The sequence below is a fragment of the Thalassococcus lentus genome (assembly GCF_028023555.1).
Classification (GTDB): Bacteria; Pseudomonadota; Alphaproteobacteria; order Rhodobacterales; family Rhodobacteraceae; genus Thalassococcus_A; species Thalassococcus_A lentus.
Genome location: NZ_JAQIOY010000003.1, coordinates 725,244 through 750,821, shown reverse-complemented (window position 1 = coordinate 750,821; position 25,578 = coordinate 725,244). Strand labels below are relative to the sequence as shown.

29 protein-coding genes and 1 tRNA gene are annotated in these 25,578 nt (G+C 56.9%); 12 read left to right on the top strand and 18 right to left on the bottom strand.

All coding sequences use genetic code 11. The features are described 5' to 3' along the window. Positions 1 to 218 precede the first annotated feature (218 nt). From PFY00_RS12740 to PFY00_RS12720, 5 genes are all read right to left on the bottom strand, one after another. Positions 219 to 974: an ABC transporter ATP-binding protein gene (locus tag PFY00_RS12740; protein WP_271432929.1), complete on the bottom strand. Its 756-nt coding sequence runs from the start codon at positions 972 to 974 to the stop codon at positions 219 to 221. Between the two features lie 12 nt (positions 975 to 986). Continuing rightward, positions 987 to 1,742, bottom strand: a complete 756-nt coding sequence (locus tag PFY00_RS12735; protein ID WP_271432928.1) for an ABC transporter ATP-binding protein — start codon at positions 1,740 to 1,742, stop codon at positions 987 to 989. 12 nt (positions 1,743 to 1,754) lie between these two features. Continuing rightward, positions 1,755 to 2,963, bottom strand: coding sequence for a branched-chain amino acid ABC transporter permease (locus PFY00_RS12730; RefSeq protein ID WP_271432927.1), 1,209 nt, complete (start codon positions 2,961 to 2,963; stop codon positions 1,755 to 1,757). A gap of 3 nt (positions 2,964 to 2,966) precedes the next feature. Beyond that, positions 2,967 to 3,998 (bottom strand): branched-chain amino acid ABC transporter permease, encoded by a 1,032-nt coding sequence (locus PFY00_RS12725; RefSeq protein WP_271432926.1) that lies wholly within the window; start codon positions 3,996 to 3,998, stop codon positions 2,967 to 2,969. A gap of 108 nt (positions 3,999 to 4,106) precedes the next feature. Continuing rightward, entirely contained in the window at positions 4,107 to 5,453 is a 1,347-nt protein-coding gene (locus PFY00_RS12720; RefSeq protein ID WP_271432925.1) for a substrate-binding protein, read from the bottom strand. Between the two features lie 229 nt (positions 5,454 to 5,682). On the opposite strand from PFY00_RS12720, the gene PFY00_RS12715 reads away from it, so the two are divergent. The 5 genes from PFY00_RS12715 (at position 5,683) to PFY00_RS12695 (ending at position 11,700) form a co-directional block, all read left to right on the top strand. Then, on the top strand, positions 5,683 to 6,993 hold the full coding sequence (locus PFY00_RS12715; protein ID WP_271432924.1) for a helix-turn-helix domain-containing protein: 1,311 nt from the start codon (positions 5,683 to 5,685) through the stop codon (positions 6,991 to 6,993). A 90-nt stretch (positions 6,994 to 7,083) separates the two neighbouring features. Continuing rightward, on the top strand, positions 7,084 to 7,452 hold the full coding sequence (locus PFY00_RS12710; RefSeq protein ID WP_271432923.1) for a response regulator transcription factor: 369 nt from the start codon (positions 7,084 to 7,086) through the stop codon (positions 7,450 to 7,452). Next, complete coding sequence (locus PFY00_RS12705; protein WP_271432922.1) at positions 7,449 to 7,772, top strand: hypothetical protein; 324 nt, start codon at positions 7,449 to 7,451, stop codon at positions 7,770 to 7,772. The genes PFY00_RS12710 and PFY00_RS12705 overlap by 4 nt, the downstream gene beginning before the upstream one ends. Next, positions 7,769 to 10,453, top strand: coding sequence for a sensor histidine kinase (locus PFY00_RS12700; protein ID WP_271432921.1), 2,685 nt, complete (start codon positions 7,769 to 7,771; stop codon positions 10,451 to 10,453). The genes PFY00_RS12705 and PFY00_RS12700 overlap by 4 nt, the downstream gene beginning before the upstream one ends. Before the next feature lie 92 nt (positions 10,454 to 10,545). Continuing rightward, positions 10,546 to 11,700: a FliM/FliN family flagellar motor C-terminal domain-containing protein gene (locus tag PFY00_RS12695; RefSeq protein WP_271432920.1), complete on the top strand. Its 1,155-nt coding sequence runs from the start codon at positions 10,546 to 10,548 to the stop codon at positions 11,698 to 11,700. A 22-nt stretch (positions 11,701 to 11,722) separates the two neighbouring features. Here the strand turns inward: PFY00_RS12695 and PFY00_RS12690 are convergent, their stop codons facing one another. From PFY00_RS12690 to PFY00_RS12675, 4 genes are all read right to left on the bottom strand, one after another. Further along, on the bottom strand, positions 11,723 to 12,154 hold the full coding sequence (locus PFY00_RS12690) for a TIGR01244 family sulfur transferase (RefSeq protein ID WP_271432919.1): 432 nt from the start codon (positions 12,152 to 12,154) through the stop codon (positions 11,723 to 11,725). Positions 12,155 to 12,163: 9 nt separating this feature from the next. Beyond that, positions 12,164 to 12,598: a DUF6691 family protein gene (locus tag PFY00_RS12685; RefSeq protein ID WP_271432918.1), complete on the bottom strand. Its 435-nt coding sequence runs from the start codon at positions 12,596 to 12,598 to the stop codon at positions 12,164 to 12,166. A 1-nt stretch (position 12,599) separates the two neighbouring features. Then, positions 12,600 to 13,025 carry a YeeE/YedE family protein gene (locus tag PFY00_RS12680; protein ID WP_271432917.1) on the bottom strand — a complete coding sequence of 142 codons (426 nt, stop codon included), beginning with the start codon at positions 13,023 to 13,025 and terminating at the stop codon, positions 12,600 to 12,602. A 94-nt stretch (positions 13,026 to 13,119) separates the two neighbouring features. After that, on the bottom strand, positions 13,120 to 13,983 hold the full coding sequence (locus PFY00_RS12675) for an MBL fold metallo-hydrolase (RefSeq protein WP_271432916.1): 864 nt from the start codon (positions 13,981 to 13,983) through the stop codon (positions 13,120 to 13,122). 156 nt (positions 13,984 to 14,139) lie between these two features. Between PFY00_RS12675 and PFY00_RS12670 the strand changes: the two genes are divergently transcribed. Beyond that, a complete protein-coding gene (locus tag PFY00_RS12670; RefSeq protein ID WP_271432915.1) occupies positions 14,140 to 14,352 on the top strand; it encodes a hypothetical protein in 213 nt (70 codons plus the stop codon). 181 nt (positions 14,353 to 14,533) lie between these two features. After that, a complete protein-coding gene (locus PFY00_RS12665; protein WP_271432914.1) occupies positions 14,534 to 16,510 on the top strand; it encodes an enoyl-CoA hydratase/isomerase family protein in 1,977 nt (658 codons plus the stop codon). A gap of 22 nt (positions 16,511 to 16,532) precedes the next feature. Here PFY00_RS12665 and PFY00_RS12660 read toward each other — a convergent pair whose 3' ends face one another. Further along, positions 16,533 to 16,748: a hypothetical protein gene (locus PFY00_RS12660; protein ID WP_271432913.1), complete on the bottom strand. Its 216-nt coding sequence runs from the start codon at positions 16,746 to 16,748 to the stop codon at positions 16,533 to 16,535. A gap of 123 nt (positions 16,749 to 16,871) precedes the next feature. Here PFY00_RS12660 and PFY00_RS12655 point away from each other — a divergent pair, with 123 nt between their 5' ends. After that, positions 16,872 to 17,129, top strand: a complete 258-nt coding sequence (locus PFY00_RS12655) for a DUF2312 domain-containing protein (RefSeq protein ID WP_271432912.1) — start codon at positions 16,872 to 16,874, stop codon at positions 17,127 to 17,129. Positions 17,130 to 17,143: 14 nt separating this feature from the next. Here PFY00_RS12655 and PFY00_RS12650 read toward each other — a convergent pair whose 3' ends face one another. After that, the gene (locus PFY00_RS12650; RefSeq protein WP_271432911.1) at positions 17,144 to 18,025 is read right to left on the bottom strand and encodes a hypothetical protein; all 882 of its coding nucleotides are present in this window, start codon (positions 18,023 to 18,025) and stop codon (positions 17,144 to 17,146) included. A gap of 251 nt (positions 18,026 to 18,276) precedes the next feature. Between PFY00_RS12650 and PFY00_RS12645 the strand changes: the two genes are divergently transcribed. The 4 genes from PFY00_RS12645 (at position 18,277) to PFY00_RS12630 (ending at position 20,417) form a co-directional block, all read left to right on the top strand. Next, a tRNA-Thr gene (locus PFY00_RS12645) sits at positions 18,277 to 18,352 on the top strand. A gap of 333 nt (positions 18,353 to 18,685) precedes the next feature. Continuing rightward, positions 18,686 to 18,877, top strand: a complete 192-nt coding sequence (locus tag PFY00_RS12640) for a hypothetical protein (RefSeq protein ID WP_271432910.1) — start codon at positions 18,686 to 18,688, stop codon at positions 18,875 to 18,877. 323 nt (positions 18,878 to 19,200) lie between these two features. Further along, positions 19,201 to 19,851 (top strand): hypothetical protein, encoded by a 651-nt coding sequence (locus tag PFY00_RS12635; protein ID WP_271432909.1) that lies wholly within the window; start codon positions 19,201 to 19,203, stop codon positions 19,849 to 19,851. A gap of 56 nt (positions 19,852 to 19,907) precedes the next feature. Beyond that, entirely contained in the window at positions 19,908 to 20,417 is a 510-nt protein-coding gene (locus tag PFY00_RS12630; protein ID WP_271432908.1) for a hypothetical protein, read from the top strand. A 70-nt stretch (positions 20,418 to 20,487) separates the two neighbouring features. On the opposite strand, the gene PFY00_RS12625 is transcribed toward PFY00_RS12630, so the two are convergent. The 7 genes from PFY00_RS12625 to PFY00_RS12595 form a co-directional block, all read right to left on the bottom strand. Continuing rightward, on the bottom strand, positions 20,488 to 21,135 hold the full coding sequence (locus PFY00_RS12625; RefSeq protein WP_271432907.1) for a hypothetical protein: 648 nt from the start codon (positions 21,133 to 21,135) through the stop codon (positions 20,488 to 20,490). Positions 21,136 to 21,454: 319 nt separating this feature from the next. Next, positions 21,455 to 21,958 (bottom strand): BRCT domain-containing protein, encoded by a 504-nt coding sequence (locus PFY00_RS12620; protein WP_271432906.1) that lies wholly within the window; start codon positions 21,956 to 21,958, stop codon positions 21,455 to 21,457. 483 nt (positions 21,959 to 22,441) lie between these two features. Then, positions 22,442 to 22,834: a Fic family protein gene (locus PFY00_RS12615; RefSeq protein WP_271432905.1), complete on the bottom strand. Its 393-nt coding sequence runs from the start codon at positions 22,832 to 22,834 to the stop codon at positions 22,442 to 22,444. Between the two features lie 131 nt (positions 22,835 to 22,965). After that, the gene (locus tag PFY00_RS12610) at positions 22,966 to 23,265 is read right to left on the bottom strand and encodes a hypothetical protein (protein WP_271432904.1); all 300 of its coding nucleotides are present in this window, start codon (positions 23,263 to 23,265) and stop codon (positions 22,966 to 22,968) included. Beyond that, positions 23,262 to 23,552, bottom strand: coding sequence for a helix-turn-helix transcriptional regulator (locus tag PFY00_RS12605; protein ID WP_271432903.1), 291 nt, complete (start codon positions 23,550 to 23,552; stop codon positions 23,262 to 23,264). Before PFY00_RS12605 ends, PFY00_RS12610 begins: the two co-directional genes overlap by 4 nt. 68 nt (positions 23,553 to 23,620) lie before the next feature. Continuing rightward, entirely contained in the window at positions 23,621 to 24,250 is a 630-nt protein-coding gene (locus PFY00_RS12600; protein ID WP_271432902.1) for a hypothetical protein, read from the bottom strand. Positions 24,251 to 24,257: 7 nt separating this feature from the next. Then, the gene (locus PFY00_RS12595; RefSeq protein ID WP_271432901.1) at positions 24,258 to 25,460 is read right to left on the bottom strand and encodes a tyrosine-type recombinase/integrase; all 1,203 of its coding nucleotides are present in this window, start codon (positions 25,458 to 25,460) and stop codon (positions 24,258 to 24,260) included. Positions 25,461 to 25,578 lie beyond the last annotated feature (118 nt).

Sequence of the window (25,578 nt, the reverse complement as noted above, 5' to 3'; positions counted from 1 at the left end):
GCTGCGCCTGCTCGGCCCAGAAACCATCAGAATCCTCAATAGAACGCGCATACATCGCATCATAAGACGCACCATCAACATGCGCGCCAGAAACAATCGATGATGATGGCGGATAGGTTTTACTCATGGGGGTGTCCTCCTCAAACTTTGGGGGCAGGGAATAGGTCCCGGCCCCCAAGATCAAGACCGATCAAGGTCGCAAGGAGGCCGGGGCGCAATCAGATTGCGAGATATTCGGCGCGCAGCTCTTCATTTTCGAGAACTTCGGCGGCGGAACCGTCAAAAACGATGGATCCGGTGTCGAGAATCACCGCGCGGTCTGCCAGTTGCAGGGCGCGCACAGCATTCTGTTCAACGAGGATCGTTGTCATGCCCTGTTCCTTGATCACGCGCAGAGTCTTTTCGATCTCGTCCACGATTACAGGTGCAAGGCCCTCGTATGGCTCGTCCAGAAGCAGAACCTTTACGTCGCGCGCAAGGGCGCGTGCAATGGACAGCATCTGCTGTTCGCCACCAGAGAGGGTGACACCTTCCTGATTGCGGCGTTCACCGAGACGGGGGAAGAGGTCATAGAGGCGATCGATCGACCAGCCGATGGGCGGTGCGATCTGGGCCAGCTTCAGGTTCTCTTCCACGGTCAGGCCGGGGATGATGCGGCGGTCTTCGGGCACAAGGCCAAGTCCAACACCGGCCGCCTCATAGGACTTCATGTTGTGAAGCGGCTTATGGTCGAGCCAAATCTCGCCCTTGTTGACCTGCGGATCATCCAGCCGGGCAATGGCGCGCAGCGTCGTGGTTTTGCCCGCACCGTTCCGGCCGAGAAGCGCGAGAATTTCGCCTTCGTGGACGTTAAAGGAGATGCCCTGCACGATATAGCTTTCGCCATAGTAGGCATGCATGTCCCAGACCGACAAAAAGGCGGGTGCCGTTTCGGCGTGGTTTGCGTTCTTGGAGAAATCCGGACGAACGTTCATGGTTCTTGCTCCTTATGCGGCTTCGCCAAGATAGGCTTCCTTGACCTTCGGATGGCCCTTGATGTTCTCGGGGCTATCCTCGACCAGGGGTGTTCCCTGCGCCAGAACCGTGATCCGGTCAGCGAGGGAGAATACCACATGCATATCGTGTTCGATGATCGCGATGGTGATGTCGCGCTTTTCCTTGATCTCCTTGAGAAGATCGATGGTGTTGTTGGTGTCCGCACGGGCCATGCCCGCTGTCGGTTCATCCAGCAGCAATAGACGTGGGTTCTGCACAAGGCACATCGCCATTTCCAAACGGCGTTTGTCACCGCGTGACATGGCCGCCGAATGCATGTTCGCCTTGTCGAGCATGTTCACCTCTTCGAGCATCCGCTCGGCATCGGTGCGCAGCTCGGCTTCGCTGGCGACGGATTCAATGGCGTGCAGCCGGAATGCGCCGTCGCGTTTGGCGAACAGGGGGATCATCATGTTTTCCATCACCGAAAGATCGCCAAAGATCTCGGGTGTCTGGAAAACGCGGGAAATACCCATCTGACAGATCTCGAACGGGGTGCGCCCCAGAACCGAGTTGCCGTCGAACAGGACCGATCCGGTATCCGGGATCAGTTTGCCGACCAGGCAGTTCAGCAAGGTGGACTTGCCCGCCCCATTGGGGCCGATGATCGCGTGACAGGTGTTCTCCTTGACGGAGAGGTTCACATCACCAAGCGCCTGCAGACCGCCGAAGCGCTTGTTGACGTCCTTGACTTCAAGAATGCCCATTTGGCTGTCTCCTCACTCTGCAGGTTCAGTTTTGGCGGACTTGCCGCTGTCGTCATCGCTGGCTTTCTTACGGCCAAACAGGGCCGCAATCCGCTGACCGCCTTCAACAAGGCCGCCGGGCAGGAAGATCACAACGCCCATGAAGATCAGGCCAAGTGTCAGGTGCCAGCCCTTGCCGATGAACGGGTAGATGATCGCAACCACGAAATCTTCGAGACCATCGGGCAGGAAGGCAAACCAGCCGTGCAGGATGTCCGAGTTGATCTTGGAAATGATGTTTTCCATGTACTTGATCGCACCGGCGCCCAGAACCGGCCCAATCAATGTGCCGACACCGCCAAGGATTGTCATCAGAACCACTTCGCCCGAGGCTGTCCAGAACATCCGTTCCGCACCGGCGAGTGGGTCCATCGATGCCATCAACGCACCCGCCAGACCCGCGTACATGCCCGAGATCACAAAGGCAGCCAGTGTGTAAGGCTTGGGGTTCAGACCTGTGTAGTTCAGGCGCTGCTGGTTGGATTTGATCGCACGCAGCATCATGCCAAACGGCGAGCGGAAGATGCGGATCGACAGGTAGAAGGCTACCAGCATCACAATGGCTGCAAAGTAGTAGCCTACGTTGAAGGTGAAGACCCAAGAGCCCAGCACCAGTTCAGCACTGTCACGCATTTCCAGACCGAACAGACCCGGGACCGGGATGTTGCCTCCGGCTGTCTGGCTCGTACCGAGGATCCGCGGATCGTCGAGCGCCAGTTGAAGCCCGGTTTCGCCACCTGTGATGGGCGTCAGAACCGAATAGGCGAGGGCAAACATCATCTGGGCGAACGCGAGTGTCAGGATCGAGAAGTAGATCCCCGAGCGACGCAGCGAGATGTAGCCGATCAGCAGAGCAAAGAGCCCGGACATCGCAACAGCGAGGATGATGGCTGGCAGCACGTTCATGCTGAGCAGCTTGAACATCCAGACCGCTGCGTAGGAACCCACACCCAGAAAGGCTGCGTGACCAAAGCTGAGGTAGCCAGTCAGGCCGAACAGGATGTTAAAGCCGATGGCAAAGATGCCAAAGATCACAAAACGCTGCATCAGGTCCGGATAGCCTGCGTTGAACTGCGCCATGGCGCTGCCTTCGGGGAAGGGGTTCAGCAGGAAGGGGGCGAAGGCGACCAGCACTGCGACCAGCAGCAGAAGGCGCGCGTCTTTCTTTTCGAGACCGAACATGGATCAGTCCTCCATCACGCCTTTGCGACCCATAAGGCCACGGGGACGTGTCAACAGAATGATGATGGCGACCAGATAGATGATGACCTGGTTGATGCCGGGAATGATGTCGATGACTTCACGCATCGAAGCAAAGCTTTCCAGAATGCCGAGAACGAAACCGGCCAGTACAGCGCCGGGCAGCGAACCCATGCCGCCGACAACGACAACCACAAAGCTCAGTACGAGAAAGTCCATTCCCATGTGGTAGTTCGGCGAGTTGATCGGCGTGTACATCACACCCGCAAGACCAGCCACCGCTGCGGCCAAGCCGAACATGATGGTGAACCGCTTGTCGATGTTGATGCCCAGAAGGCCCACGGTTTCACGGTCTGCCATGCCGGCGCGAACGACCATGCCAAAGGTGGTGAATTGCAAGAAAGCAAACACGGCACCGATGATGAGCGCGGCGAAGGCAAAGTAAACAAGTCGCCAGTACGGATAGATGATCGTGTTTGGATCAAATCCAAGCATCGCACCAAAGTCGAAGGATCCGGCGAAGGCCTGCGGGGCAGGCGTCGGGATCGGGTTCGCACCGTAGTAGTACTTGATGATTTCCTGCAAAACGATTGCCAGACCAAAAGTCACGAGGATCTGGTCCGCGTGTGGACGCTTGTAGAAGTGCTTGATCAGGCCACGCTCCATGATCACACCAACGGCGATCATGACAGGGATCGCAAACAGGATTGCGAGCGGCACGGACCAGTCGATGATCGCAGCACCGGTGGATTCACCAAACCAGTCGTATATGTACGGAACGTCTTTCGTTTTGGGATTTCCCAGAAAGTCCGTTTCGCCCGGCACCAGCACTTCATGGCTGAGGCTGAACAGGCGGCTGAGCGTGACGGCGCAGAACGCACCGATCATGAACAGAGCACCGTGGGCGAAGTTGACGACACCCAAGGTGCCGAAGATCAGTGTCAAACCTAGCGCGATAAGCGCATAGGCCGAGCCCTTGTCGAGCCCGTTCAGGATTTGCAGGATTATTGCGTCCATTGTCCCACCCTTTGCGGTCGGATTGCGGAAAGATAAAAGGCCCAGGTCGGGCCGACAGGGAGAAGTGTGCGGGACAGGCGCATTGCCTGTCCCGCGAAACAGCGTCGCTTACGCGCCGTTGTTGCAGGTGCCCAGAGCGCCGCCCTGGAACTGCGGGTGGTCAGGTGCGTATGTAACCTGATCAACCGGCGTCACCTCGACGATTTCCAGAAGGTCGAATTCGGAGGTCGGGTTTTCTTTACCCTTCACAACGAGAACGTCCTTGAAGCACTGGTGGTCGTCTGCACGGTACAGTGTCTTGCCGTTGCCGAGACCGTCGAATTCGTAACCTTCGAGCGCTTCTGCAACCGCACATGGTGCGAACGAGCCTGCACGCTGAACAGCATCTGCATAGAGCAGGGTCTGAACGTAGCATGTGTGCGCGGCCTGCGACGGCGGGAAGCCGTACTTGGTGCCGAACGACTTGACGAATGCTTTGGAGCCTTCGTCCTGCAGCGACCAGTGCCAGTTTGTGGAACCAAAGATGCCCTTAACGTTGGCACCGGCACCCTTCGCCATCAGGCGCGAGTAGAGTGGAACAACGATCTGGAAGTCTTTGCCGTTAACCTGCTTGTCGCGCAGACCGAACTGAACAGCATTGGTCAGCGAGTTGACCATGTTTCCGCCGTAGTGGTTCAGAACCAGTGTATCGGCACCGGACTGCAGAACAGGCGCGATGTAGGAGCTGAAGTCAGTCTGTGTCAGCGGTGTTTTCACAGCTGCAACAGTTTCCCAACCCATGGCTTCGGTCGAAGACTTAACCGCTTCTTCCGTTGTGTAGCCCCAGTTGTAGTCGGCTGTCAGGTGATATGCCTTACGGTCGGTGCCGTATGCATTCGCCAGAACGGGCGCGAGCGCCGCACCGGACATGTACGAGTTGAAGAAGTGACGGAAACCGTTGGCCCGCTTGTCTTTACCCGTTGTGTCGTTCGAGTGGGTCAGACCCGCCATGAAGATAACGCCGGCTTCCTGGCAGAGCGCCTGTACAGCAACGGCCACACCCGAGGACGAACCACCGGTGATCATGATTGCGCCGTCTTTTTCGATCATCGACTTCGCCGATGCGCGAGCAGCGTCAGATTTGGTCTGCGTGTCACCGGTTACGTACTCGACCTTGCGGCCCAGAATGCCGGTGCCGTCCAGAACTTTGGAGCTGAACGTCGACATCATGCCGCCGTCGCCACCACCATTCAGGTGCTCTACCGCCAGTTCGTAGGCGCGCAGTTCGTCTGCACCTTCGTCTGCGTAGGGGCCGGTCTGGGGTACGTTGAAGCCCAGTGTAACGGAGCTGTCGCCCGGTGCGTTTGTGAAGCCAGAGTGGCTCGCAGCGGACAGATACGTCGGTACGGCAAGGCCTGCACCTGCAACGGCGCCGGTCTTGAGCACGCCGCGACGTGTCAGATTGGTCTTGGACATGTAATCCTCCCATTTCGTGATAGGCGAGGCCGGGCTCCTCTTCCCGGCAACGCGCGCACTTTAGTGCAAAGTCAGTATCGCAGGCCTATGTAAAGACGCGCAACAAGCCGTTTTGTCGCAACGATTTTTTTGTCAATGACTGAAAAGAATTCTGCGGTATACTGTAAAGAAATTGATACTGCATCGCAGAAAGCCTTTGATTCCGAACCCAAAGGCGGAAAGGTTGAATATGGCGCGCGACACACTGACCGGCAGTCGTATCCGTGAAAGACGTATTGCCAGTGGTGTAAAACAGGCCGAATTGGCCCGCGAGGCTGGTATCTCAGCCTCCTACCTCAATCTGATTGAACACAATCGGCGCAGAATCGGCGGCAAGCTTTTGTTGCGCATCGCAGAGGTGCTGCAAGTCGATGCCGGACTGCTGGCAGACGGGGCTGGGGTCAGTCTGATCGAAGCGTTGCGAGAGGCGGCGTCGGACATGCCCGGCGCTGGTGCCGAGCAAGAAAGGGTCGACGAATTTGCAGGGCGCTTTCCGGGGTGGGCGCAATTGCTGGCCGACAGCCGGGGCAGGATTGCGGCGCTCGAGCGGACAATCGAAACGCTCACGGACCGGATGACCCACGATCCGCATCTGGCGGCCTCGCTGCACGAGATGCTGTCAACGGTTACAGCGATCCGTTCAGCCGCAACCATCCTCGCCGAGCCGGGAGACATTGAACCCGAGTGGCAGGCCCGGTTTCATCGCAATATCTTTGAAGACAGCGCGCGGTTGGCCGATACGAGCCGGGGCTTGGTTAGCTATCTCGAAGCAGATGAACGCGAAACCACGCGCGTTGGCAGCCCTCAGGAAGAAATGGACGATGTGCTCGAAGAGTTGAGCCATCATGTTGCCGATCTTGAGCAGCCACAGTCCGATCTGGCCGCGATCAGTAAGGAGCTGGGCAAAGGGTTGTCCGCGCAGGCTGCTGCCTTATTGCAAGAATGGTTGTCGCAATACCAAAAGGACGCGCAGGCCATGCCGCAAGATGCGGTGCTAAGCGCGGTGCAAGACCACGGGTTAGAGGTCGGGCGTTTGGCGGTTGCGACGGGCCTTGCCCCCTCGCTACTCATGAGGAGGCTGGCTGCAATGCCTGATGACGCGCTGCCACAGCCCGTTGGATTGGCTATTTGCGATTCGTCCGGCTTTTTGCGGTATCGCAAGCCGCTTGCCGATTTTCCGATGCCCAAATTTGGCGCGGCTTGTCCGCTTTGGCCGCTATATCGGGCTCTAAGCCGGCCAATGGTTCTGCTCCAGACCCCGATCGAGCAGACCGGCCGTCAGGATGCGCGTTTTCTGGCAGAAACAGTGGCCGAGCCTGTCGGGCCGATCGCCGTTGCCCGTGATCCGCTTTTCGAGGCCCATATGCTGATAACTCGGGATACCCAGTCGCGCGACGCATCGGTCGAGACGCCGCTGGGGGTCGGTGTGACCTGCCGGATTTGCGCCAAGGTGCAATGTCCGGCGCGGCGCGAGCCCTCGATCCTGGCAACGTCGACTTGAACGGTTTTTGACACTGGGTATGTTCGCGCACTAGAGTTGGCAGCGCGCGGAAGGGAAAGCCAAAAAAGCCCCCGCGACGGAGGGGACCAAATGCCAGGATCAGTCTTGTTGATCGAGGATGAGCCAAACATCATCGAAGCGATCAGTTTTATTCTGTCGCGCGATGGCTGGCGCGTGGATACGCATTCCAACGGAATTGATGCGGTCGATATCGTACGGCAGAAAGCGCCGGATGTATTGATCCTTGATGTGATGCTGCCGGGGCGGTCGGGCTATGACATTCTGCGCGATCTTCGGGATGACCCGCAGACCGCGGATCTGCCGGTGCTGATGCTGACGGCGCGCGGACAGGCCAAAGATCGGGAACTGGCCGAACGCACCGGCGCAAACCAGTTCATGACCAAGCCCTTTTCCAATGCCGAAGTTCTGGACGCGGTTCGCGCGTTGTCCGCTGCATGAATGACGCGGGCCAAAGCGACCAACTGGACCGAGAGATCGAAGAGCCGGTCGGCTCTGTTTTCCTGCAAAAACAGACATATCGGAGACGCAGGCTTGCCGACAGCGCCCGCGTGCTGCCGGTGCTTGGTTTGTTGCTGTGGATGGTGCCACTGCTTTGGGGGGCATCCGGAAAAGGCCAAAGCGCGTCCAGCGCCTTGATCTATATTTTCGCAGTCTGGGGCGGTCTGGTCGTCTGCGCGGCGTTTATCATTTTGTTGCTTAACCGACGTGATCAGGGACGTGCTCCGGATGAAGGGGCAAGCCGCGAGGCCGGGCAATGAGCACACTGAATCTTTTGATTGCGATATCGCTGGGTTACGTGCTGCTGTTGTTCGCTGTGGCCTTTGTCGCCGAACGCGCTGCGCGCCAGGGCCGTGGATCGTGGTTGCGTGCGCCGATTGTCTACACGCTGTCGCTATCGATCTATTGCACGGCGTGGACATTCTACGGTGCCGTTGGCTCCGCAGCGCGTAGCGGGTTGGAATATCTGACTATCTATTTGGGACCGACGCTGGTGATGATCGGCTGGTGGTGGATTTTGCGAAAGCTGGTCAGGATTGGCCGCAGCCAGCACATCACGTCCATCGCCGACCTGCTGTCGTCGCGCTACGGCAAATCCAACCTTTTGGGGATCGGCGTGACGATCCTCGCGGTGATCGGAACGACGCCTTACATCGCGCTTCAGTTGCAGTCCGTCACGCTGAGCGTTGAGGTCTTTGCGGTCGGGGCAGAAGAAACCGGCCCGACCCAGCCACTAACCGCGTTCTGGGTCGCCACCGGTCTCGCCGTTTTCACGGTCATCTTTGGCACCCGAAATCTTGACGTTAACGAAAGACACCACGGCGTGGTCATGGCCATTGCGGTGGAAGCGGTTGTCAAACTGGCGGCTTTGCTCGCAGTCGGGATCTTTGTGGTTTGGGGTTTGTCTGGCGGGATTGGTCAGACGCTGGAGCGGATCGACAACTCTGATCTGGGGTTGTGGCAGATTGATGGGGGCCGCTGGGTTGGTCTGACCATGCTTTCCGCAGCGGCCTTTTTGTGCCTGCCCCGCATGTTTCAGGTGCTGGTGGTCGAGAATGATAACGATGCGCAGTTGCGAACCGCGGCCTGGGCCTTTCCGCTCTACCTGTTGCTGATGAGTTTGTTCATCGTGCCGATCGCCGTCGTGGGATTGGATATTCTGCCAGAAGGCTCAAACCCGGATTTGTTTGTTCTGACAGTTCCGCTCAGTCAGGGCCGGGACGGGCTGGCCTTGTTTTCATTCCTTGGCGGGCTGAGCTCTGCGACATCCATGGTCATCGTGGCGGCCATCGCCCTGTCCACGATGGTGTCCAACCATGTTGTGATGCCCATCTGGTTGCGGGTGCGGCAGGGCATGGCCAGCCAGTCAGGCGACGTGCGGCACGTGGTTATCCTGTCGCGCCGGCTGTCGATTGGGGGCGTCGTGCTGCTGGGATACCTCTACTATGCGCTCTCTGGCGGCGGTGAAGCGCTGGCGACCATCGGGTTGGTTTCCTTTGTCGGGCTCGCGCAGGTTCTGCCAGCAATGCTGGGGGGCATCTTTTGGCGCGGTGCGACCCGCGTGGGCGCTTTGGCGGGTTTGACCGTGGGATTTGCGGTTTGGCATTTCACACTGTTTTTGCCCAGCTTTGGCGAAGACATGATTATTCCGGCCAAGGTATTCGAGTCCGGGTTCTTGGGGTTGAGCTGGCTCAAGCCTCAGGCGCTGTTCGGAATCGAAGGGCTCGATCCGCTGATGCATGCGGTGCTGTGGAGCCTTTCATTGAATACGGTCACATTCTTTGCCGCATCACTTCTGAGCTTTCCGTCACCCTTGGAGCGGCTTCAGGGCGCGCAATTCGTCAATGTTCGTTATGCGCCCGGGAGTGCACGCAGCTGGTCCGGTGGGGTCGCAGAAGCCGAAGATCTGATGGTGATGGCGCAGAGAATTCTGGGCGCGACCGAAGCGCAGGAACTATTTGCCCAAGAGGCGCAGCGGCAGGGACTGGGCGGGCATCTGCCGGATCCGACCCCCGATTTTCTGGAGTCGCTCGAGCGCGAACTTTCGGGTTCGGTCGGCGCGGCGACCGCCCACGCGATGGTGGGGCAGATCGTTGGAGGTATGGCTGTTTCAGTTCAGGACCTGATGGCCGTTGCGGATGAAACCGCGCAAATGATGGAATATTCCGCCCGGCTGGAGGCACAGCAAGGCGAGTTGACCCGCACGGCACGGCAATTGCGGCAGGCCAATGACAAGTTGACCCGGCTGTCCGTGCAAAAGGACGGGTTCCTGTCTCAGATCAGTCATGAGTTGCGTACGCCGATGACCTCGATCCGGGCGTTCTCGGAAATCCTGCGCGACAATACGGGCATGTCCGAGGTCGATCAGATCAAATATGCGAGCATCATTCATGATGAGGCGGTGCGCCTGACCCGTTTGCTGGATGATTTGCTGGATCTCAGCGTGTTGGAAAACGGACAGGTCAATCTGAACCTGAACGACACGACGCTGGCTGAACTGCTTGACCGGTCGCTGGCGTCGGCTATGGCTGATGGCTCAGGACGCGCGATGACCATTGTGCGCACCAAAGCGCGGGAAAAAATGTCACTGCATACGGATGCAGATCGCCTGACACAGGTTTTTATCAACCTGATCGCCAATGCCCGGAAATACTGTGACGCCGACACGCCACGACTGGAAATCCGCGTCAGCGAAATTCAGGGGCGTCATGTGGTCGACTTTGTCGACAACGGCTCAGGAATCGCACCAGAGGCGCAGGACGTGATCTTTGAAAAATTCGCGCGCGTAAGCGATCAGAAGGCCGGGGGTGCCGGGCTTGGTCTTGCGATTTCGCGGGAAATCATGACGCGGCTTGGGGGCGAAATCACCTATCTGCCGGGGCAGGGCGGGGCCGCATTTCGCGTGGTTCTGCCACGCCCAATGGCCTTGGCTGCTCAATAGTATTTATCATTTGCGCCAATAAACCGTTCCGCAGTCAAGCGCTTGGTAACCAAATCCGCGCATAGTCCCGTGCAACAGCATGATCGACAGGCATGGGTTTATTGATGGCAGAAGCCAGCTCAGGCGACGTTTTGGGCCGAAAGGCTCAGGCGGCACAGCGCGCAATGGAGGCGCATGGCATGTCGCCGTCCAAGGCGATCCGCCGCGCGTTGTCACGGGCGGCTGATGTGCTTTGGGATCTGGCGTTGGTTTGTCAGTCTGTCACGGTCGAATTGCGCGATCAGGATGGAGTCGTGGCTTGCCTTACGGATGATGATCTGCTGCTCTTGCTGGACGGGCCAGATGGCGCGTTGGGACTGGCGGCAATAGACCGGTCGGTTTTGACCGGCGTGATCGAGGTTCAGACCATAGCGCAAGTCACGACCATGGAACCGGAAGAGCGTTCTGTAACATCGACCGATGCGGCAATGGTTGCCCCCTTGATCGACGCGGCACTGGCCCGGTTTGCTGAAAATTTGCACGCAGACCCGATGCATTCTCAGGTAAAGGGATTTCAGTTTGGCGCGATGGTTGAGGACCGGCGCGCAGCCGGTTTGCTGCTGGATGCGCCGCAGTATCACAGTTTCGAGGTACAGGTTGATCTTGCACTGGGTCGGCGTAAGGGGACCATTCGAATTATTCTGCCTCAGGGCCATCAGCCCGCCGCGCTTGAGACCACTGAAGCGTTACAGGAGGGCGAGCCAAACCCACACGCGCATATGCTGGAGCAACTTCAAGTCAGGCTGGCTGCGGTGCTGGGGCGTATTTCGCTGCCCTTGGGCAAGGCCCAATCCCTCAAGCCGGGCGATGTTCTGACCATTCACCCTGACAGTCTGGAAGATGTGCAGCTGCAGGCGGCTCAGGGTCATTTGGTGGCCCGTGGGAAATTGGGCCAGCTCAATGGAATGAAGGCTGTACGCCTGACCTGGCCAATCGCAAGCGCTCCGGCCGGTGCTGAAGAGGCCACTGATATTGATGCTGCGGCGGCGAAAACCAAGCGGCCCAAGGCGGCTTCGAAAAAGTCGCGGAAATCCGTGACTAAAGAACCCACTGTGCCGAGCGAGCAATCACAAGCGGACGCGGAGTCGCTACCAGATTTGCCACAGGAAACTCCCGGTTCTTTGAATTTCGACGAAGCGAGCGCGGACCGCGAATTTGCGGATCTGGCCGATCCGCTTCTGGATTTTGAACAAAGCCTGTTGGACTGATCAGCGCTCTGGGCGCCTGTTCTCAGCCCGCTTGCGCGGCGAGAGCCTCGAGTGTTGGGCGCAATCCTGCCAGATCATACCCACCCTTGGCTGCTGAGGCGATGATTTCATCGCTGGGCGTGTCGCCTGCTGCCCCCAAGGCCCAAATGATTGTGCTGCGGGTACCGGAGGCGCAATAGGCCAGCACCGGACCCTCGGCACCGGTGATCAGCGCAGATTGCGCAGCGATGTTGTCCGGTGTCAGCGTTTGATGCGTGATGGGCAGGATTTCGAAAGCAATGCCCGCTTCGCGCACGGCAGCGCCGATGGCCTCGGCGCTGTGGGATGGCGGCACTTCTACATCAGGCCGGTTCGCAATGACCAATGTGATGCCCGCCTGTTTGATTGCTTCGATATCAGCAAAGTCAATCTGAGGGCTGACGAAATAGCTGTCGGTAATCTGTCGCATATCCATGTCCCGGGATTACTCTGCTGCCACGGTCCTGTCCAGACGGCTTCGCACCACCGGCAGGAGCGCCATGCCGGCCAGCATCGCCGCGAGGAAGATATAAAGCGAGCCACCGCCGTACGACAACGAAGCGATAACGGGACCAGGGCAAAGGCCAACCAGTCCCCAGCCCATGCCGAACATCACCGAACCGGCGATCAGCGATCGGTCGATGCGGGTTGGCGGCTTGGGAGGGAACGATGTGCCCAGCAGGGCTGAGCTGCGGCGCTTTGTGATCATCCAAGCGACGGCCATCGGAAGCATTGCGCCGCCCATGACAAAGGCAAGGGTTGGGTCCCAGTCGCCGAAGACGTCCAGCCATCCCTGAACTTTGCGGGTGTCGGTCATGCCCGAAATAAACAGGCCTGCGCCAAAGAAACCCCCGGCGATCAGTGCAAAAATCAAACGCATGTCAGATTACTCCAAGCAGGTGGCGGAAAATGATGACACCGATGCCACCAGCCAGAATGTACGTAACCGAGGCTATGATCCCACGCAGAGACAGCCGTGACATTCCGCAAACGCCGTGCCCCGATGTGCACCCGTTGGCGAGGCGCGTCCCAAAACCAACCAGAAGTCCGGCGGCGATCAGGACCGGGATGTTGTCTGTGACATGGGTGTCCACGCTGCCGAACAGCGGCATCAGCAAAACAGGAAGCGCTGCAACGCCGGCGAGAAACACCAAACGTTCCGCGGCATCCGAATGGCCGGAGCCGTCCACCAATCCGCCAATGATCCCGCTGGCGCCCATGATGCGGCCATTCGCGAGCAGAAAGATTGCCCCCCCTGTGCCGATCAACAATCCGCCGAGCAGGCCAAATATCCAGTCCTGTTCCATAGACCCATTTCCTTTTTGTCCGTTTCCCCGGTTCGCGTCGGGGGAGTGACGCGCAATCTGCAATCATCGTGCGCGTCATCGTGATTGAATTGCTTCAGAGCTTGTCGACAGGCACTTTCAGATAGACGTTGCCATCGTCGTCCGCTGGCGGCATTTGGCCCGCGCGCATGTTGACCTGCAAAGAGGGGATGATCAGCTTGGGCATTGCGAGCGTCGCATCCCGGCCATCGCGCATTTTGACAAAGTCCGCCTTGGACTTGCCTTCGCCGACATGCACGTTGAGCGCTTTTTGCGCGCCGACTGTTGTTTCCCAAGCGTATTCTTCGCGACCCGGGGCCTTGTAGTCGTGGCCAACGAAAATCCGGGTTTCCTCGGGAAGCGCCAGAATTTTCTGTACAGAGTCGAACAACAGCTCGGACGAGCCGCCAGGGAAATCGCAGCGTGCCGTTCCAAAGTCAGGCATAAAGAGCGTGTCGCCCACAAAAGCCGCATCGCCAATCACATAGGTCAGGCAGGCCGGTGTGTGGCCGGGGGTGTGCAGAACATCGCCGCGCATTTGGCCAATGTGGAAACTGTCCCCTTCTTCGAAGAGTTTATCGAACTGGCTGCCATCACGCTGGAACTCTGTTCCTTCGTTAAAGACCTTGCCAAAGGTGTCCTGAACAACGGTGATCCGGTCGCCGATGCCGATTTTCCCACCCAGTTTTTCCTGAATGTAGGGCGCCGCCGAAAGATGGTCGGCATGGACATGGCTTTCCAGAAGCCATTGCACTTCATAACCTTTTTCCTGCACGAAGGCGATGACAGCATCCGCCGAACGCGTGTCTGTCCGGCCCGAGCTATAGTCGAAATCCAGCACTGAATCGATGATCGCGCAGGCGCTGCCCTCGGGGTCACGCACCACATAGGAAATGGTGTTGGTGGCGTCGTCGAAAAATCCGGTCACTTCAGGTGTCATGTCGCATCCTTTCGCGTGTTGAAAACACATATACATTTTTGCGAATATGTTTCAAGCGCTTTTGGTGGTGAATGAAATTTTTTTGTGAGTTTGACCTGTGTCATGGGCCAGCGGCTCTGGTCGTTCGATGATCGCGGCAATTGAACGGAGGTCATCATGGCGCAGGAACTTTTGGCAAGGCTTGACGCATTGCGCGAACAGATAAACGCAGCGTCCGAGTCTGAGCGTGCGGAACTCTTTGAGCATCTGGATGAAATTGTTCTGACCCTCGAAAGTAGTGGGACCACGGTTCCTGTCTGGGCCCGGCAACGCCTAGCGGATCGGATCGACGAAAGCGTCGAAGCGCAATTTGACAATATGCCTTTCTAAACGCGCCATCTTTGGCGGCGGCGGTTTGAGTCCTGCAAGTCACGTTTGCGGGCTTGTTTTGGGCTTGGATGGCCAAACGCTTGCCTGACGCCCTGCATTGCCCACATACTTGCGCCAAAGGGCGCATCAAGCGCTGCGCAGAATGGGGCCGGACGCGTTCGACATCCGGTATGACAGGCAAATGGCAGACAAAATCGGCTATTCCGTTGACGCCGGGGTTGCAGTTCTGAGCATCCGCAATCCGCCGGGTAATGCTTTGTCGCAGGCGGTGCGCGAGAGCTTGATGGATGCCTTGGACAGTGCCGAGGAAGACGAGGCCGTTCGGCAGATCTTGCTGATTGGCGAGGGGCAGACATTTCCCGCTGGCGCAGACCTGAACGAGTTTGACAAGGGCATCGGAGAGCCGACGCTTCGCGATCTGTGTGAGCGTGTTGAATACTGCGAAAAGCCAGTCGTCGCTGCCTTGCATGGAACGGTCTACGGCGCTGGATTTGAACTGGCTTTGTCCGCTCACTATCGTTTGGCTGCAAAGGGCACCCGGCTGAGCCTGCCGGATGTGCGTCTTGGCTTGCCGCCTTCGGCTGGTGGTTCGCAACGGCTGCCGCGCCTGATTGGCGCAAAACATGCGTTGGGCCTTTTGCTTGAAGGCAAGATCTGGACCAGCGAGATGCCCGAGGCGCGTCCGCTGATCGACGGGAACGCAGACGGTGATCTGCGTCAGGCGGGGCTGCGGTTTTGCGCGGTGCTTGGCGACAAAGATCAAGGCCCACGCCGGCTCAGCGATGAGACGCGTGGCTTCATGGATATGCAGGGCTTTGTCGCGGCTGTCGCGGCAGCGCGGGAAGACTTGCCCACGGGCTTGGGCGAAGCGCCTGCGCGGATCGTGGAGTTGGTCGAGGCTGCAGCCTTGCTTCCGTTCGAGGCCGGGCTGGCCATGGAAGAAGACGCGTTCGAAACCTGTCTGTCGGCTGAGACTGCTCGGGGGTTGCGCCATTCGTTTGTTTCCGAATGGCGGGCGGCCCGGTTCGAGCTGAAAGGCACACATGTCGCTAAGAAAGTCTCTTGCATCGCCGTGCTGGGCGGCGGGCCATTGGCGCTGCAGATTGCCCTTGTGGCGCTCAATTCAGGTTTGACCGTGCATTGGGGGACACGAGACCAAAAGCGCGCCGGAGAGGGTGCCGACCAGATCCGCCAAATTTTCGATCAGAACGTTGCAAATGGCGCGCTGTCGCGAAAAGCGGCTGACGGACATATGAGACGCCTCAAGACCGGGGAAAGTGAAGACATGGTCAGCGGCGCCGACCTGATCGTGCATGCGGCACCGGGGCAGGGCAACGTGCCAGCCCCTGCCGAGATGGTCCGTGTGGTCGCGATGCCGGGGCGGGTGGATGAGGTCGGTCTCAGATTTGCGCCGCCGGTGTTCCACGCGCGCATGGCCGAGGTCGTTCAGGGCCCTGACGGAACCGCAACGCAGGTCGCCATGGCGCAGTCTTTGGTTCAGCGCCTCGGAAAGGTGCCGGTCCAGGTGCGGTCGCAGGGGGACAGCCTTGTTGGACGGCTGAGCATCGCGTTGCATCGGGCCGTCGATGGATTGGTGGACAAAGGCGCAGACCCCTACGCAATTGATGATGCTCTTCGTGATTGGGGCTGGCCAATCATGCCGTTTCAGAACCGCGATTTGATCGGGTTGGCCCAACCATCCAAGGCTGACCGCGGCGACGGTGGGGTCAACTGGTCGGCGATTTTGTTGAAAGAAGGCCGCAAGGGGCAGGCGGCAGGAATGGGATTTTATCGCTGGGTTGATGGCAAAGCTGAAACCGACCCGCAGCTTGCCAGCCTGCTCGAAGCCAAGCGTCCGTCCAAAACATGGAAGCCAGACGATCTGGTTGCCGCCGTCACCGGTGCTGTGGTCAACGAAGGCCTGCGTGCACTGGACAGCGGCATGGCGCAACGTGCGTCCGATCTGGATGTGGTCAGTGTCTTGGGCATGCAGTTCCCGGCATGGCGGGGCGGCATCATGAAGGCGGTTTCATTGCGCGGTTTGCTCGCCACACAATCTGCGCTCCGGGCCGTGGATCACCCCGATCAGGCGTTTTGGACGCCGATTGATCTCTGGTCAGAGCTCATCAAGAACGGCAAATCGTTCGATCAGCTCTGAACGGGAATTCCCCTGAACAGTGTCAGCCCAGAAAGATCCCCAGCACCACCATCATCAGGCCAATGACGGACGCAAACAGCGCGCCCATGTTGATCGGAACAACGCCGCGCACGACATCGCGCAGCTCTTCATCGCTCAGATCGGCCTTGCGCGCACGCCATACACGCAAAATGCACCAGACCAGACCAGCCAAGCCTGCCAGCGAAATGGCCGTTCCAGCCCAAACCATCCAATCCATTGTGCTATCCTTTGCGCATGTGGTTTCAGCGCTTTGCGCTACAAGAGCATGACCCGTCCCGCAAGCCCTTGATGGTTTGGCGTGGTCGGTGTAGCCAAACCCCTCCATAGGCAGGAGAGACCCATGCAGGATTCATCTGAAGGCAGCTACGGCGTCGCCGCTGGCGAATTGCGCAGCTTCATCGAACGGTTTGAGCGTTTGGAAGCCGAGAAGAAAGACATCGCGGATCAGCAAAAAGAAGTCATGGCCGAAGCCAAGGGTCGCGGCTACGACACCAAGGTGATGCGCAAGGTGATTGCGCTGCGCAAGCGCGATCAGGACGACATTGCCGAAGAAGAGGCGGTGTTGGAGATGTACAAAAGCGCGCTGGGCATGGCCTGAGCCAATGCGGCGTGTCAGGGCGCGATAACGGTCACGCCCGGCATGCTCGCAATGAGATCCATGTCCTGATCGTATAAATCGGTCAGGGCATCGACATAGGCTTCGTCCCAGCCGGGCAGGTCCAGTTCTTCTTCGATAGCCTCATCCAGCGCGTATTTGTCGAGAAACGCCGACATGACCCGGCGTTTCTGCATTTCGTTGATGTTTGGATGTTCTTTCAGAAATGCGCGGAACCGTTTCATACCTTCGGTGCTGATGATGTCGGAAAAGACATCGAACGCCCCGATGATTTTCCGGGTCAGTTCAATACCAGCCATCTCGCGAATGACTTCACCCCAGATCAGGGGGGTGTCTTCGTTGCACCAAACCGTGATTGGGACTTGGGGCACATCTGTACGGATGCGGCGGATCAAATCCGACCATCTGACGTAGGCGGGATCAACACCGTTCAGGAAGCTTTCCAAGGTTTCGTGCGGTGTCGCTGCAAAGACGGCAGGCAGAAATGTGGCCGGATCGCGCAACCCCATAAAGAGTTCGACTTCATCGCCCTGAAACAGGTCGCAGATCATTTGCAGGCGGCTTTCAGCCTTGCGATAGAGCCGCCCGCCGCCGAGCAGCAGTTTGGGCACCGAAAACAGGTTTTCGTGGCTCAGTACCAGCCGGTCGACGTTCTCAGGATCTACGGTAAGAATGGTGTCCAGCAACACATCGCGCGCGTCCGGGGCTGGTTCGGCATTCGCCATTGAATTGACCGCGTCGGTCAGAAGCTGGCGGTACTTGCCCGGTCCGGGCACAGCGATCCCCTCATGGCGCCAGGTGTCGGCGTTGCGCAACAGGCACTTGAGCACCCGGTCTTCGTCCGTGCAATGCACGCCAGTATGAAGAATTACCTGCATGTGTCCGGTTTTCCCGTTTGCTTTGCGCCGCAGTATAAGCGCTTTTGCAGTTACGAACAGGGCACAGGCACAGAGCAGCCCAATACGTGCCAGCGATCACACACTTCGTTTGTCATTGGCCTGCCGGGTCACCGGGCCCCTCAACAAACGGCTGTTTGCAGTGGTACTGGATGGGATAAAGAAAAATGGAAAAAACCCGAAGATTTACGCTTGCAACAGCGCGCCAGAATGCCTTATCAGGTGCGCGCAGTGCCCCTATAGCTCAGCTGGTAGAGCAACTGATTTGTAATCAGTAGGTCCGCGGTTCGAGTCCGTGTGGGGGCACCATTTTATTCATAAAAGAAACATTAAAACAAAGCCTTAGGCCTTACCGCCCTGGTTATGCCCACCCTTTTGCCCACCTTGCTGCCCTCGCTTCACTGTACGAAAAGACAAATCTGATCGAGCCAATCCTTGATGACACGATTGGCTGGCGCATAAGCCGATTTTGCTAACCATGCGCACGCGTTGACATCGCCCGCACGCTTCTCCAATGCCTAGCATTCTGGCATAGGACCGCAAATTGGGGACGGGGTGAAGTTTACTTTGGAGGTCGCGTCTGTCCCATTCATCGCTTAACCAGTCTGCATTTCCGTAGGCCGATTAAAGAAAAATAGACGAATGACACGCCCCGCCGACGCCGTGCAGGCGCTCCCCAAGAAAGAACTCGTTAACCTGCTCGTGACCATGCAAAATATGTTTCAGAATCCCCGCTCCACCGATCTATCGCACCTGTCACCGAATGCCCTAGATGCGTTAATCAAAGTGTTGCAGACAGAGGGCAAGCGCAGGCAGGGCAAGCCTACCGCTTGAGGCGCCACAGGGCGCTATAACCGCTGAGAGAAGCCCGCACCGCTTACCACCCCTGCGTTGATCCAAGCGTCGCCCTGCGCGCATCGATCGGGAACACCCCACCCAAGCAAACAGGGCAGGGCGCTACCCCCACCCCCCCCAAAAAAAAGCCGGGCGCGCGCTCTGAGGTACATGCCATCGCCCGCACGCCTGAAATTTTTCGATGTCGATTATTTTTTCCTTGGTATGACTGTCGCTGTTTTGGTAACGCGAGATATGACTGCGAAATTGGCCCAAAGCTTAACGCAGGTAGGTATTCGTCTTTTGTTTTATGTGGTGGTTTTGTGAGCAAGCTATACCAAATACTCGGTCTATTTTTTTTCTCAATCTCAATAGCTTTCCCTGGGCGCGCAGATCTTTTTGGGTTCAGTGATGAAACCTTACGGCCAAAAAAGCCGACTGTAGTAACAGAAGCTGAGCGAGCAGAGGCTTACGAAAAACTGGAGCGCCAGATGCCCGTCGCGGATGGCGGACTCAACACGGCCGTTGTCTTTTCATTTCTTCCGGCCGACGATTACCGGAAATCCCTCAGCCGCGTCGATTTCATGTTTCCCGCAGGGCCGGTGCTGCTCCGTCTCGTATGCAAAACAGGGCATCCTCCGGTTGCATATCTGCATGCTGAGGAGAAACAGCAGTTTCTTCATGATTTTCAAAGTGCATTCCGAATATGGATAAGCGAAAAAACTCAAGCCGAAAAATTGAAGTCTTTCGGCGCGGTTCCCTATCAACCCGTTGACGATGCGACTCTGAAGCTTAACGAGGAAGCCTCTAGGCACTTTCTCAAGCTCCTGCTTGGTAGCGGCTCCATTTCGACCGATGATCAATTTTTCGCAACGCTGGAATTCCGTGGCCGTGAAATCAGGTCATACTTGGATTTGACCTTTTCCCTGCCTTCCACTGAGGTTGGTGCATTTATATCAAACTATTGTGAGTAGGCATGTTCATACGAGGTGCTTGTTCGTTTTGGACGGACCAATGCAAATTGCAGAGTATGAAACAGCAATGCCCCCTCGATCCCGACAAATTCCCCGCAGCTTTTGCACTGTTTGAGGCCGCTCGCGAACACAAACCGCGCGGTTCCCGCATGTCATCAGCCACAATTTCTGCTCTATGCTTGATGTGTGTAGGAGAAGCCCGCTTCGCGCGCGAAGCGGCAAGGAACGCAGGCGTGACAGAGGAGAACTTTTCGCGCGCTCGCCGTTCAAAACATGGCGTTGCGCTCGCCAATACCCTCGCCCGCCTCTTCCGGGAAAACGCAGGTCAAAGGGCAATTCGCAACATTGTGGAGTTGGCAAATCAGCGGGAAAACTTGAGCGTTGCCATGCGGGCGAGTGAATGGCTTGCAGGAATCAACGGAGTTTCACCTGCGCAGAAGGTCGAACACGTAGGCAATGCAGCACAGCCATCCGCCGGGATGGTCATAATTCACCCTGACGCGGCGACCCCTGAATTGCTGGCGCAGATATTCCCGAAGACAGAGGACGGCCCAACGCGCCACTGAGGGCGCGCGAGAGCGGCCTTTGCGGTACTCTGGGGTCAGTTGCGGATAGGGGCGGAAGCCTGCGCTAAGTTTACCGGGATGTTGTTTCCTCGTTCCTCGACAGCTCAATCATTTTCTGAAGGTGCTTAGAGCATGAAGTGAAGAAGTCGGAAATCTCGCTGATGCTCGGAAGTTGGACCTCTACCACACGATGGGCCAAGTCAGCTTTTTTCCGGTCTTTCTCAGAATTGGAAAGACCATGCCAAGTGCTTAGGAAGTCACTATTTATGACCGCTGGAGCGGGATCAAGGTTCTCGTACATATCAGCGAGGCACCGATGCGCAAAAACATAGTCTCTTGGGTGCTTTATGAAACCGGCCCAAAATCTGACATTTTTGTCTGCGTCCGTCTCGGCGTACCAGTCGGAAGGCAAAGCCGCGCGGATGTATTCCCGTAGAATATCAAGATTTACCAGGAAAATGTCTGACAGCTGAGCGCAGCCTTTATTTGATCTTGGAGAGGACAGAATGCGATCAATCGACAGGACCAAATTCGCGATGTTGCAAGCTTCGGCAACATGAAAGACAATCTCTTTGCCGTCTTCAGCAATCAGTGACAGCTTTCCTGTAGGGTTAGAACACTCGTACAATTCACAAGACAAAGGCTCCCCATCGTGGGTTGTCAGCTTCGCGTCGAGCAGATCGCGAAGCTCGGAGAAAGTTCTCAGATCGTATGTCAATTCCACCCTCCTTGGCGCAGTATGGACCTGCCCTGCGTCCCAATCGATCTACTGTCTGTCTTGGAAAAAAACGCTGTGAGGCAGATCAAAGGCTTATCGGGCGAGTTATCCTGCAAGTTCAAGTGGGACAGAAGCCCCCAATTTCGTTAGCGCAGGATTCCGCCTCTATCTGCAACCGACCCCTATTCTGGCCCCGACGCACGCAAGCCCTCGGTAGGTTCTCAGCGGGTCTTTTCTGCGCTCATGAAGGTTAAAACCATACACAGCAGACCAACGCTCTCGCGACAGCGTCCCAACGAACAAGGCCCTAAGTCAGACTTCAGGAAAGGCTCAAGATCCTATCGAATCGAAACCATTTCAACCTATCAGTGGTTAAGTCTTGGCCTTTCAAGTATTCGACCTTTAGGCCTCTTTTGGTAACGTACTCAGCTGTAGCGATGGGCCGTATTTTGCGAGTTGTTACGACACCATCTGAATTTTGATATTCGATGCTCTTCACGCGCATCTCAGAGGGCGGAAGTTCTTGCCATTCCAGATCTGGAAAATTGTTTACCCACTCCCTTGGTGCTCTTTGTGGTTTGCCAGGGAGCTTGTTATCAGGGAACGCGCCCGCATCTAAGAAGTCTTCAAATTCGGCTTCTGTGATTACGTCCACGCCGATCTGAGATGCCTTCTTTGCCTTGCCAGTTTTTAAAGATGCGGCCACCAAATAGTTGGTATCGTATGTTACCGTCGTGGAAAATTCTGCATCCAAAGACTCTATTGCGGCTTTGGCTTCTTTTCGTGTAAATCCTACCAGCTTACCCGTCACACATACTTTCACTTAAAATCTCCCAAACAAACCCTGCTGCCCGACGAACAAGGCCCCAATCGCCCGCCCCCTTGAATGACGATACGACAAAAACCACAGCGCCGACCATATAAAACCGCCGATCAGTAGACGGAGATTGAAACCCAAGCCAAGTATGGCGAGTAATGTGTAAGCGTTCAGAATCATTGCGCTCACTCAGAGACCTAATGGATTTCCAGCATAGACGCAGCCACCCGTGTTGAAAGCGCCTGAGGCCAACAGGTTTTTTTGAGCGAAACACTTTTGAAGCGTAGATCGCGGTGCCATCCGATCCAATTGAGGTGTGGCCCCAAGGCGATCCTTTGTCGTTGCCCAAAGCCATAGGGCCTATGGCAGAGTCTTAGAAATTGACCACTTTATGTGCAAGGAAACCGCGTGCGCATTGATCACTTTTTGGGCAATGCTTCAACACCCAGTTAAGACGCGCATTGATCACTTTTTGGGCAAGGGTATTGGTCACTTTCTGTGCGGGGTTTTTGTTTTTTCGACCCAATCCCTCGTCGGTGGTTTCGAATTGTAGCGCAAGTGCGTCAGGCGATACTTCGCTGCCCGACCGTAGCCGTTGGATCCTAGATGCGCAGGCACCTGCAGGACAATGAAACCTGCGTCTACCAGTTGCTTAAACGCGTTTCGCGCTGTTTGGCGTGATCCCAAGCCCAAAGCCTTGCAAGCTTCGTTCTCCGACATCGCCGCGAGCTCGTCTGAAGATCCGAACTGGCGCTGGATCAAAACAAGATGCAGCTTGACTGCGTAGCCGGATAAACTGAGCCAAGCAACGCTTTCTATGATTTCGGCTGGATATCTGGCGAACCTGCCGCCTCGCTGTTCGTTTCGTTTGTCGCGTCCCATGATCCCACAGTCGTCGGGCGAAACCTTGTTAGCGGACCCGTTTTTGGGTAGGCTATGTTTGCTTGAGAGCGTCGGTTTCGGCGGTGCAAATTAGAGGCCCGGCGCAGGCGGTGCGACCGGGCCTCGCTATTTCAAGTGATTGCTAGATCGGCCTTTGCCTCTCGCCACGCGCCCAGATCGAACTGGGCAGCATTCTCGGGCAATGTCCGCAGCGTCTCAATCGCGTCAGGGGGTGCATCAGCGCTGGTCAGGTTCCGGATCAGCGCGCGAAGGGTGACGCAGAACGACTCGTTGCGCCACGCCCTCTGACCGCCGCGTTTGCGCTGAATGATCCATTGTATTCCATCCTTGCACACGATCACCCGCCAGCCATACCACGCTGCAACCACTCCGACGTAGCGATCGGCTGTTTCGCTAAAGGGATGGGTCATTTTTCTGACCCAGCGTGCGATTGCGCGTCCAGCAACCAACTTTCGACTGTTGATTTGCGCCAGCGGGAGGTTCGCCCCAATTTTATCGGAGAAGGGAAAGTGCCTTTAGCGATCCATCCCCAAAGTGTTGGTACAGAGATTTGAAGCCAGCCGGCTACCTCGTCGACCTTCAGCAAGAGATCGACACCAATATCCGGCCGTTCCAACTCGCGGCGCGTGCGTTCCTGCTTACCACTGGGTTCGGAAGGAATTGCATGAGGGTAGTGTTGATTTTTGAGTATAGTCACTGCTTAGCTCCATCTTGAAAGATGCAGCCAAACTGGGAAGTACGATCGCGTAGATCAAAAGACAAATTCTAGAGTATTGCCCTCCAATGTGCTTCGGCCTCTTTAATTGAAAGCCCGTTCATGCCTTCTGTCACTTTCGCCAGAGTTTTGTGGCGTCTCCTCCATATTGTTGCGATGGTGTTCTCAGCGATGTTGGCCGCGTCAAAACCGTTGAGAATATCATATGCGAATCGCTCAGCGGTCTTTCCGTAATCCACTCGCGTTTCACTTGAGGTAATTGCCACGTTCATGCGATTTAGCTCCTTAAGGCCGGTGACCAGAGCAACATCGCGAGCCTTGGTGGCATTGAGCTTCTTTCCGCGACACAACCGCATCACCCGCGCAATTCGCGATCGTGTCACCATATCCAATGGGAATTTGCGATCCTCAAGTGCCGGAGGTATCCCTTGCAACACCCATGGGCCCAAGTGCACGATGCAAACCCGCCAAAGAAAATTGGCCCAAAATATCCGATCTGCATCTAGCCATTGCATGCGGGCAGCATCTTCGGGATCAAGAGGCAAACGAAACAATTCCGTAGGCGCGTGGGTGTTGGCCGAATGTGCGAAATGAGCGGCTCGCTCTAGCCAAATTCGGGCGTGAAGCATGGCGTCTTTGTGTTGCGTCTCTGCCGAGGCCTCAAGGTCTTCGATGCGCAAGAGCGGCTTAGCCATCAGAGGCCGCCAATCGCACCAGGGCACCGCTTTTGCCCGTTACGTGATCTGTCCAGCGCTGCATAAGGACGCGACGTTGTTCGAGATGGTCAGAGCGCTGATATGCTGCTTGAACGGCGTTCAGAATCTTGTGGCCTAGGACTGTTTCGGCGACCTCATGAGAAGCGTCCGTGCAATCAGCCAGCCAGCTACGCAAGCTCGCACGGAATCCGTGCGGTCGTGCATCCAAGCCGCGCCGTTCCATATGTCGCGACATGCTCATGTCCGAAATTGGGTTTTTCGCCCGTGGCGACGGAAACAGCCATCCGTTTCGCTCATGTGCCCGTGCATCCCGCAAAACAGTCATTGCTTCGTCTGACAGGGGAACCCGAAAATCGCGGGTCCGTCCCAAGCGGCCTTTGATATACTCGGCAGGTACCGTCCAAACGTCGCCTTCAATCTGTTCCCAACGGCAATGCCGAGCTGCGGCTGATCGAACCCCTGTCAGGATGAGCAAGCGCAACGCCAAATGAACAACTGTTCCATCGGAAAGGCTGTCGTAGAATTCGGGCACCTCTTGCCAGTGCATGGCAGGAATATGCTGCGGCACGTGGCGGGTTTTCCCAAGAAGCGCTTTTGCCTTGTCCGTCGCTTGTAGATCGACATTCAGGTCGATGGCGGCCGCGTGTTTTAGAACCAAACCCAATCGATTGAGCGCCTTACGAGCCGTGTCCGCTTTGCTGTGCCAAAGCGGTTTAAGTGCCTCTTTGATGGCGTGTTGGTCTATTTGTGTCACCGGCAAATGTCCCAGCTTTGGGAGGATGTGTCTTTCGAGAGGGGAAAACCACCTTCCAGCCTTGCCGTCTCCTTTCAGATCGGCCTTGCGTGCCTCAAATGCGTCTCTCGCAACATCCTCTAATAAATAGAGATTGCGTTTGGCCTCGCGGCGTTGCTTGTCGCGCTCGATGATAGGGTCAGTTCCGGCTTTTGCGAGTCCGCGCCATTTATCCGCGATTTCGCGGGCCTGGGCGAGACTCACAGTGTCGATGCCCCCCAAGCCCATTTCACGTCGTCTCCCATGCACCGTGACGCGGAGAACCCACTGCGTGGACCCGCCCTCTCGGCAATGCACCCAAAGGCCTCCGCCATCGTTTAGCTTCGTGCCAGGTCTTAGGTTTCTGACCTGACGGTCCGTCAGTTTGTATCTAGCGGCCATACTTGCCTCTCACTAGTGTCCACCTTTATGTCCACCTTTTATAGTGAGACCCACTAATACGCCTTTCAAGTAAAATATACCGAAATATAGCCCAAATCGCTGAAAAACATTAGGAAAT

Excerpts from the sequence above, each read along its gene's own strand:
- PFY00_RS12715 (WP_271432924.1), top strand. The coding sequence starts at position 5,683 with ATGGCGCGCGACACACTGACCGGCAGTCGTATCCGTGAAAGACGTATT.
- PFY00_RS12660 (WP_271432913.1), bottom strand. The coding sequence starts at position 16,748 with ATGGATTGGATGGTTTGGGCTGGAACGGCCATTTCGCTGGCAGGCTTG.
- PFY00_RS12720 (WP_271432925.1), bottom strand. The coding sequence starts at position 5,453 with ATGTCCAAGACCAATCTGACACGTCGCGGCGTGCTCAAGACCGGCGCC.
- PFY00_RS12665 (WP_271432914.1), top strand. The coding sequence starts at position 14,534 with ATGGCAGACAAAATCGGCTATTCCGTTGACGCCGGGGTTGCAGTTCTG.
- PFY00_RS12640 (WP_271432910.1), top strand. The coding sequence starts at position 18,686 with ATGACACGCCCCGCCGACGCCGTGCAGGCGCTCCCCAAGAAAGAACTC.
- PFY00_RS12740 (WP_271432929.1), bottom strand. The coding sequence starts at position 974 with ATGAACGTTCGTCCGGATTTCTCCAAGAACGCAAACCACGCCGAAACG.
- PFY00_RS12700 (WP_271432921.1), top strand. The coding sequence starts at position 7,769 with ATGAGCACACTGAATCTTTTGATTGCGATATCGCTGGGTTACGTGCTG.
- PFY00_RS12680 (WP_271432917.1), bottom strand. The coding sequence starts at position 13,025 with ATGGAACAGGACTGGATATTTGGCCTGCTCGGCGGATTGTTGATCGGC.
- PFY00_RS12670 (WP_271432915.1), top strand. The coding sequence starts at position 14,140 with ATGGCGCAGGAACTTTTGGCAAGGCTTGACGCATTGCGCGAACAGATA.
- PFY00_RS12615 (WP_271432905.1), bottom strand. The coding sequence starts at position 22,834 with ATGGGACGCGACAAACGAAACGAACAGCGAGGCGGCAGGTTCGCCAGA.
- PFY00_RS12705 (WP_271432922.1), top strand. The coding sequence starts at position 7,449 with ATGAATGACGCGGGCCAAAGCGACCAACTGGACCGAGAGATCGAAGAG.
- PFY00_RS12725 (WP_271432926.1), bottom strand. The coding sequence starts at position 3,998 with ATGGACGCAATAATCCTGCAAATCCTGAACGGGCTCGACAAGGGCTCG.
- PFY00_RS12630 (WP_271432908.1), top strand. The coding sequence starts at position 19,908 with ATGAAACAGCAATGCCCCCTCGATCCCGACAAATTCCCCGCAGCTTTT.
- PFY00_RS12695 (WP_271432920.1), top strand. The coding sequence starts at position 10,546 with ATGGGTTTATTGATGGCAGAAGCCAGCTCAGGCGACGTTTTGGGCCGA.
- PFY00_RS12685 (WP_271432918.1), bottom strand. The coding sequence starts at position 12,598 with ATGCGTTTGATTTTTGCACTGATCGCCGGGGGTTTCTTTGGCGCAGGC.
- PFY00_RS12675 (WP_271432916.1), bottom strand. The coding sequence starts at position 13,983 with ATGACACCTGAAGTGACCGGATTTTTCGACGACGCCACCAACACCATT.
- PFY00_RS12690 (WP_271432919.1), bottom strand. The coding sequence starts at position 12,154 with ATGGATATGCGACAGATTACCGACAGCTATTTCGTCAGCCCTCAGATT.
- PFY00_RS12710 (WP_271432923.1), top strand. The coding sequence starts at position 7,084 with ATGCCAGGATCAGTCTTGTTGATCGAGGATGAGCCAAACATCATCGAA.
- PFY00_RS12650 (WP_271432911.1), bottom strand. The coding sequence starts at position 18,025 with ATGCAGGTAATTCTTCATACTGGCGTGCATTGCACGGACGAAGACCGG.
- PFY00_RS12735 (WP_271432928.1), bottom strand. The coding sequence starts at position 1,742 with ATGGGCATTCTTGAAGTCAAGGACGTCAACAAGCGCTTCGGCGGTCTG.
- PFY00_RS12730 (WP_271432927.1), bottom strand. The coding sequence starts at position 2,963 with ATGTTCGGTCTCGAAAAGAAAGACGCGCGCCTTCTGCTGCTGGTCGCA.
- PFY00_RS12595 (WP_271432901.1), bottom strand. The coding sequence starts at position 25,460 with ATGGCCGCTAGATACAAACTGACGGACCGTCAGGTCAGAAACCTAAGA.
- PFY00_RS12655 (WP_271432912.1), top strand. The coding sequence starts at position 16,872 with ATGCAGGATTCATCTGAAGGCAGCTACGGCGTCGCCGCTGGCGAATTG.
- PFY00_RS12610 (WP_271432904.1), bottom strand. The coding sequence starts at position 23,265 with ATGACCCATCCCTTTAGCGAAACAGCCGATCGCTACGTCGGAGTGGTT.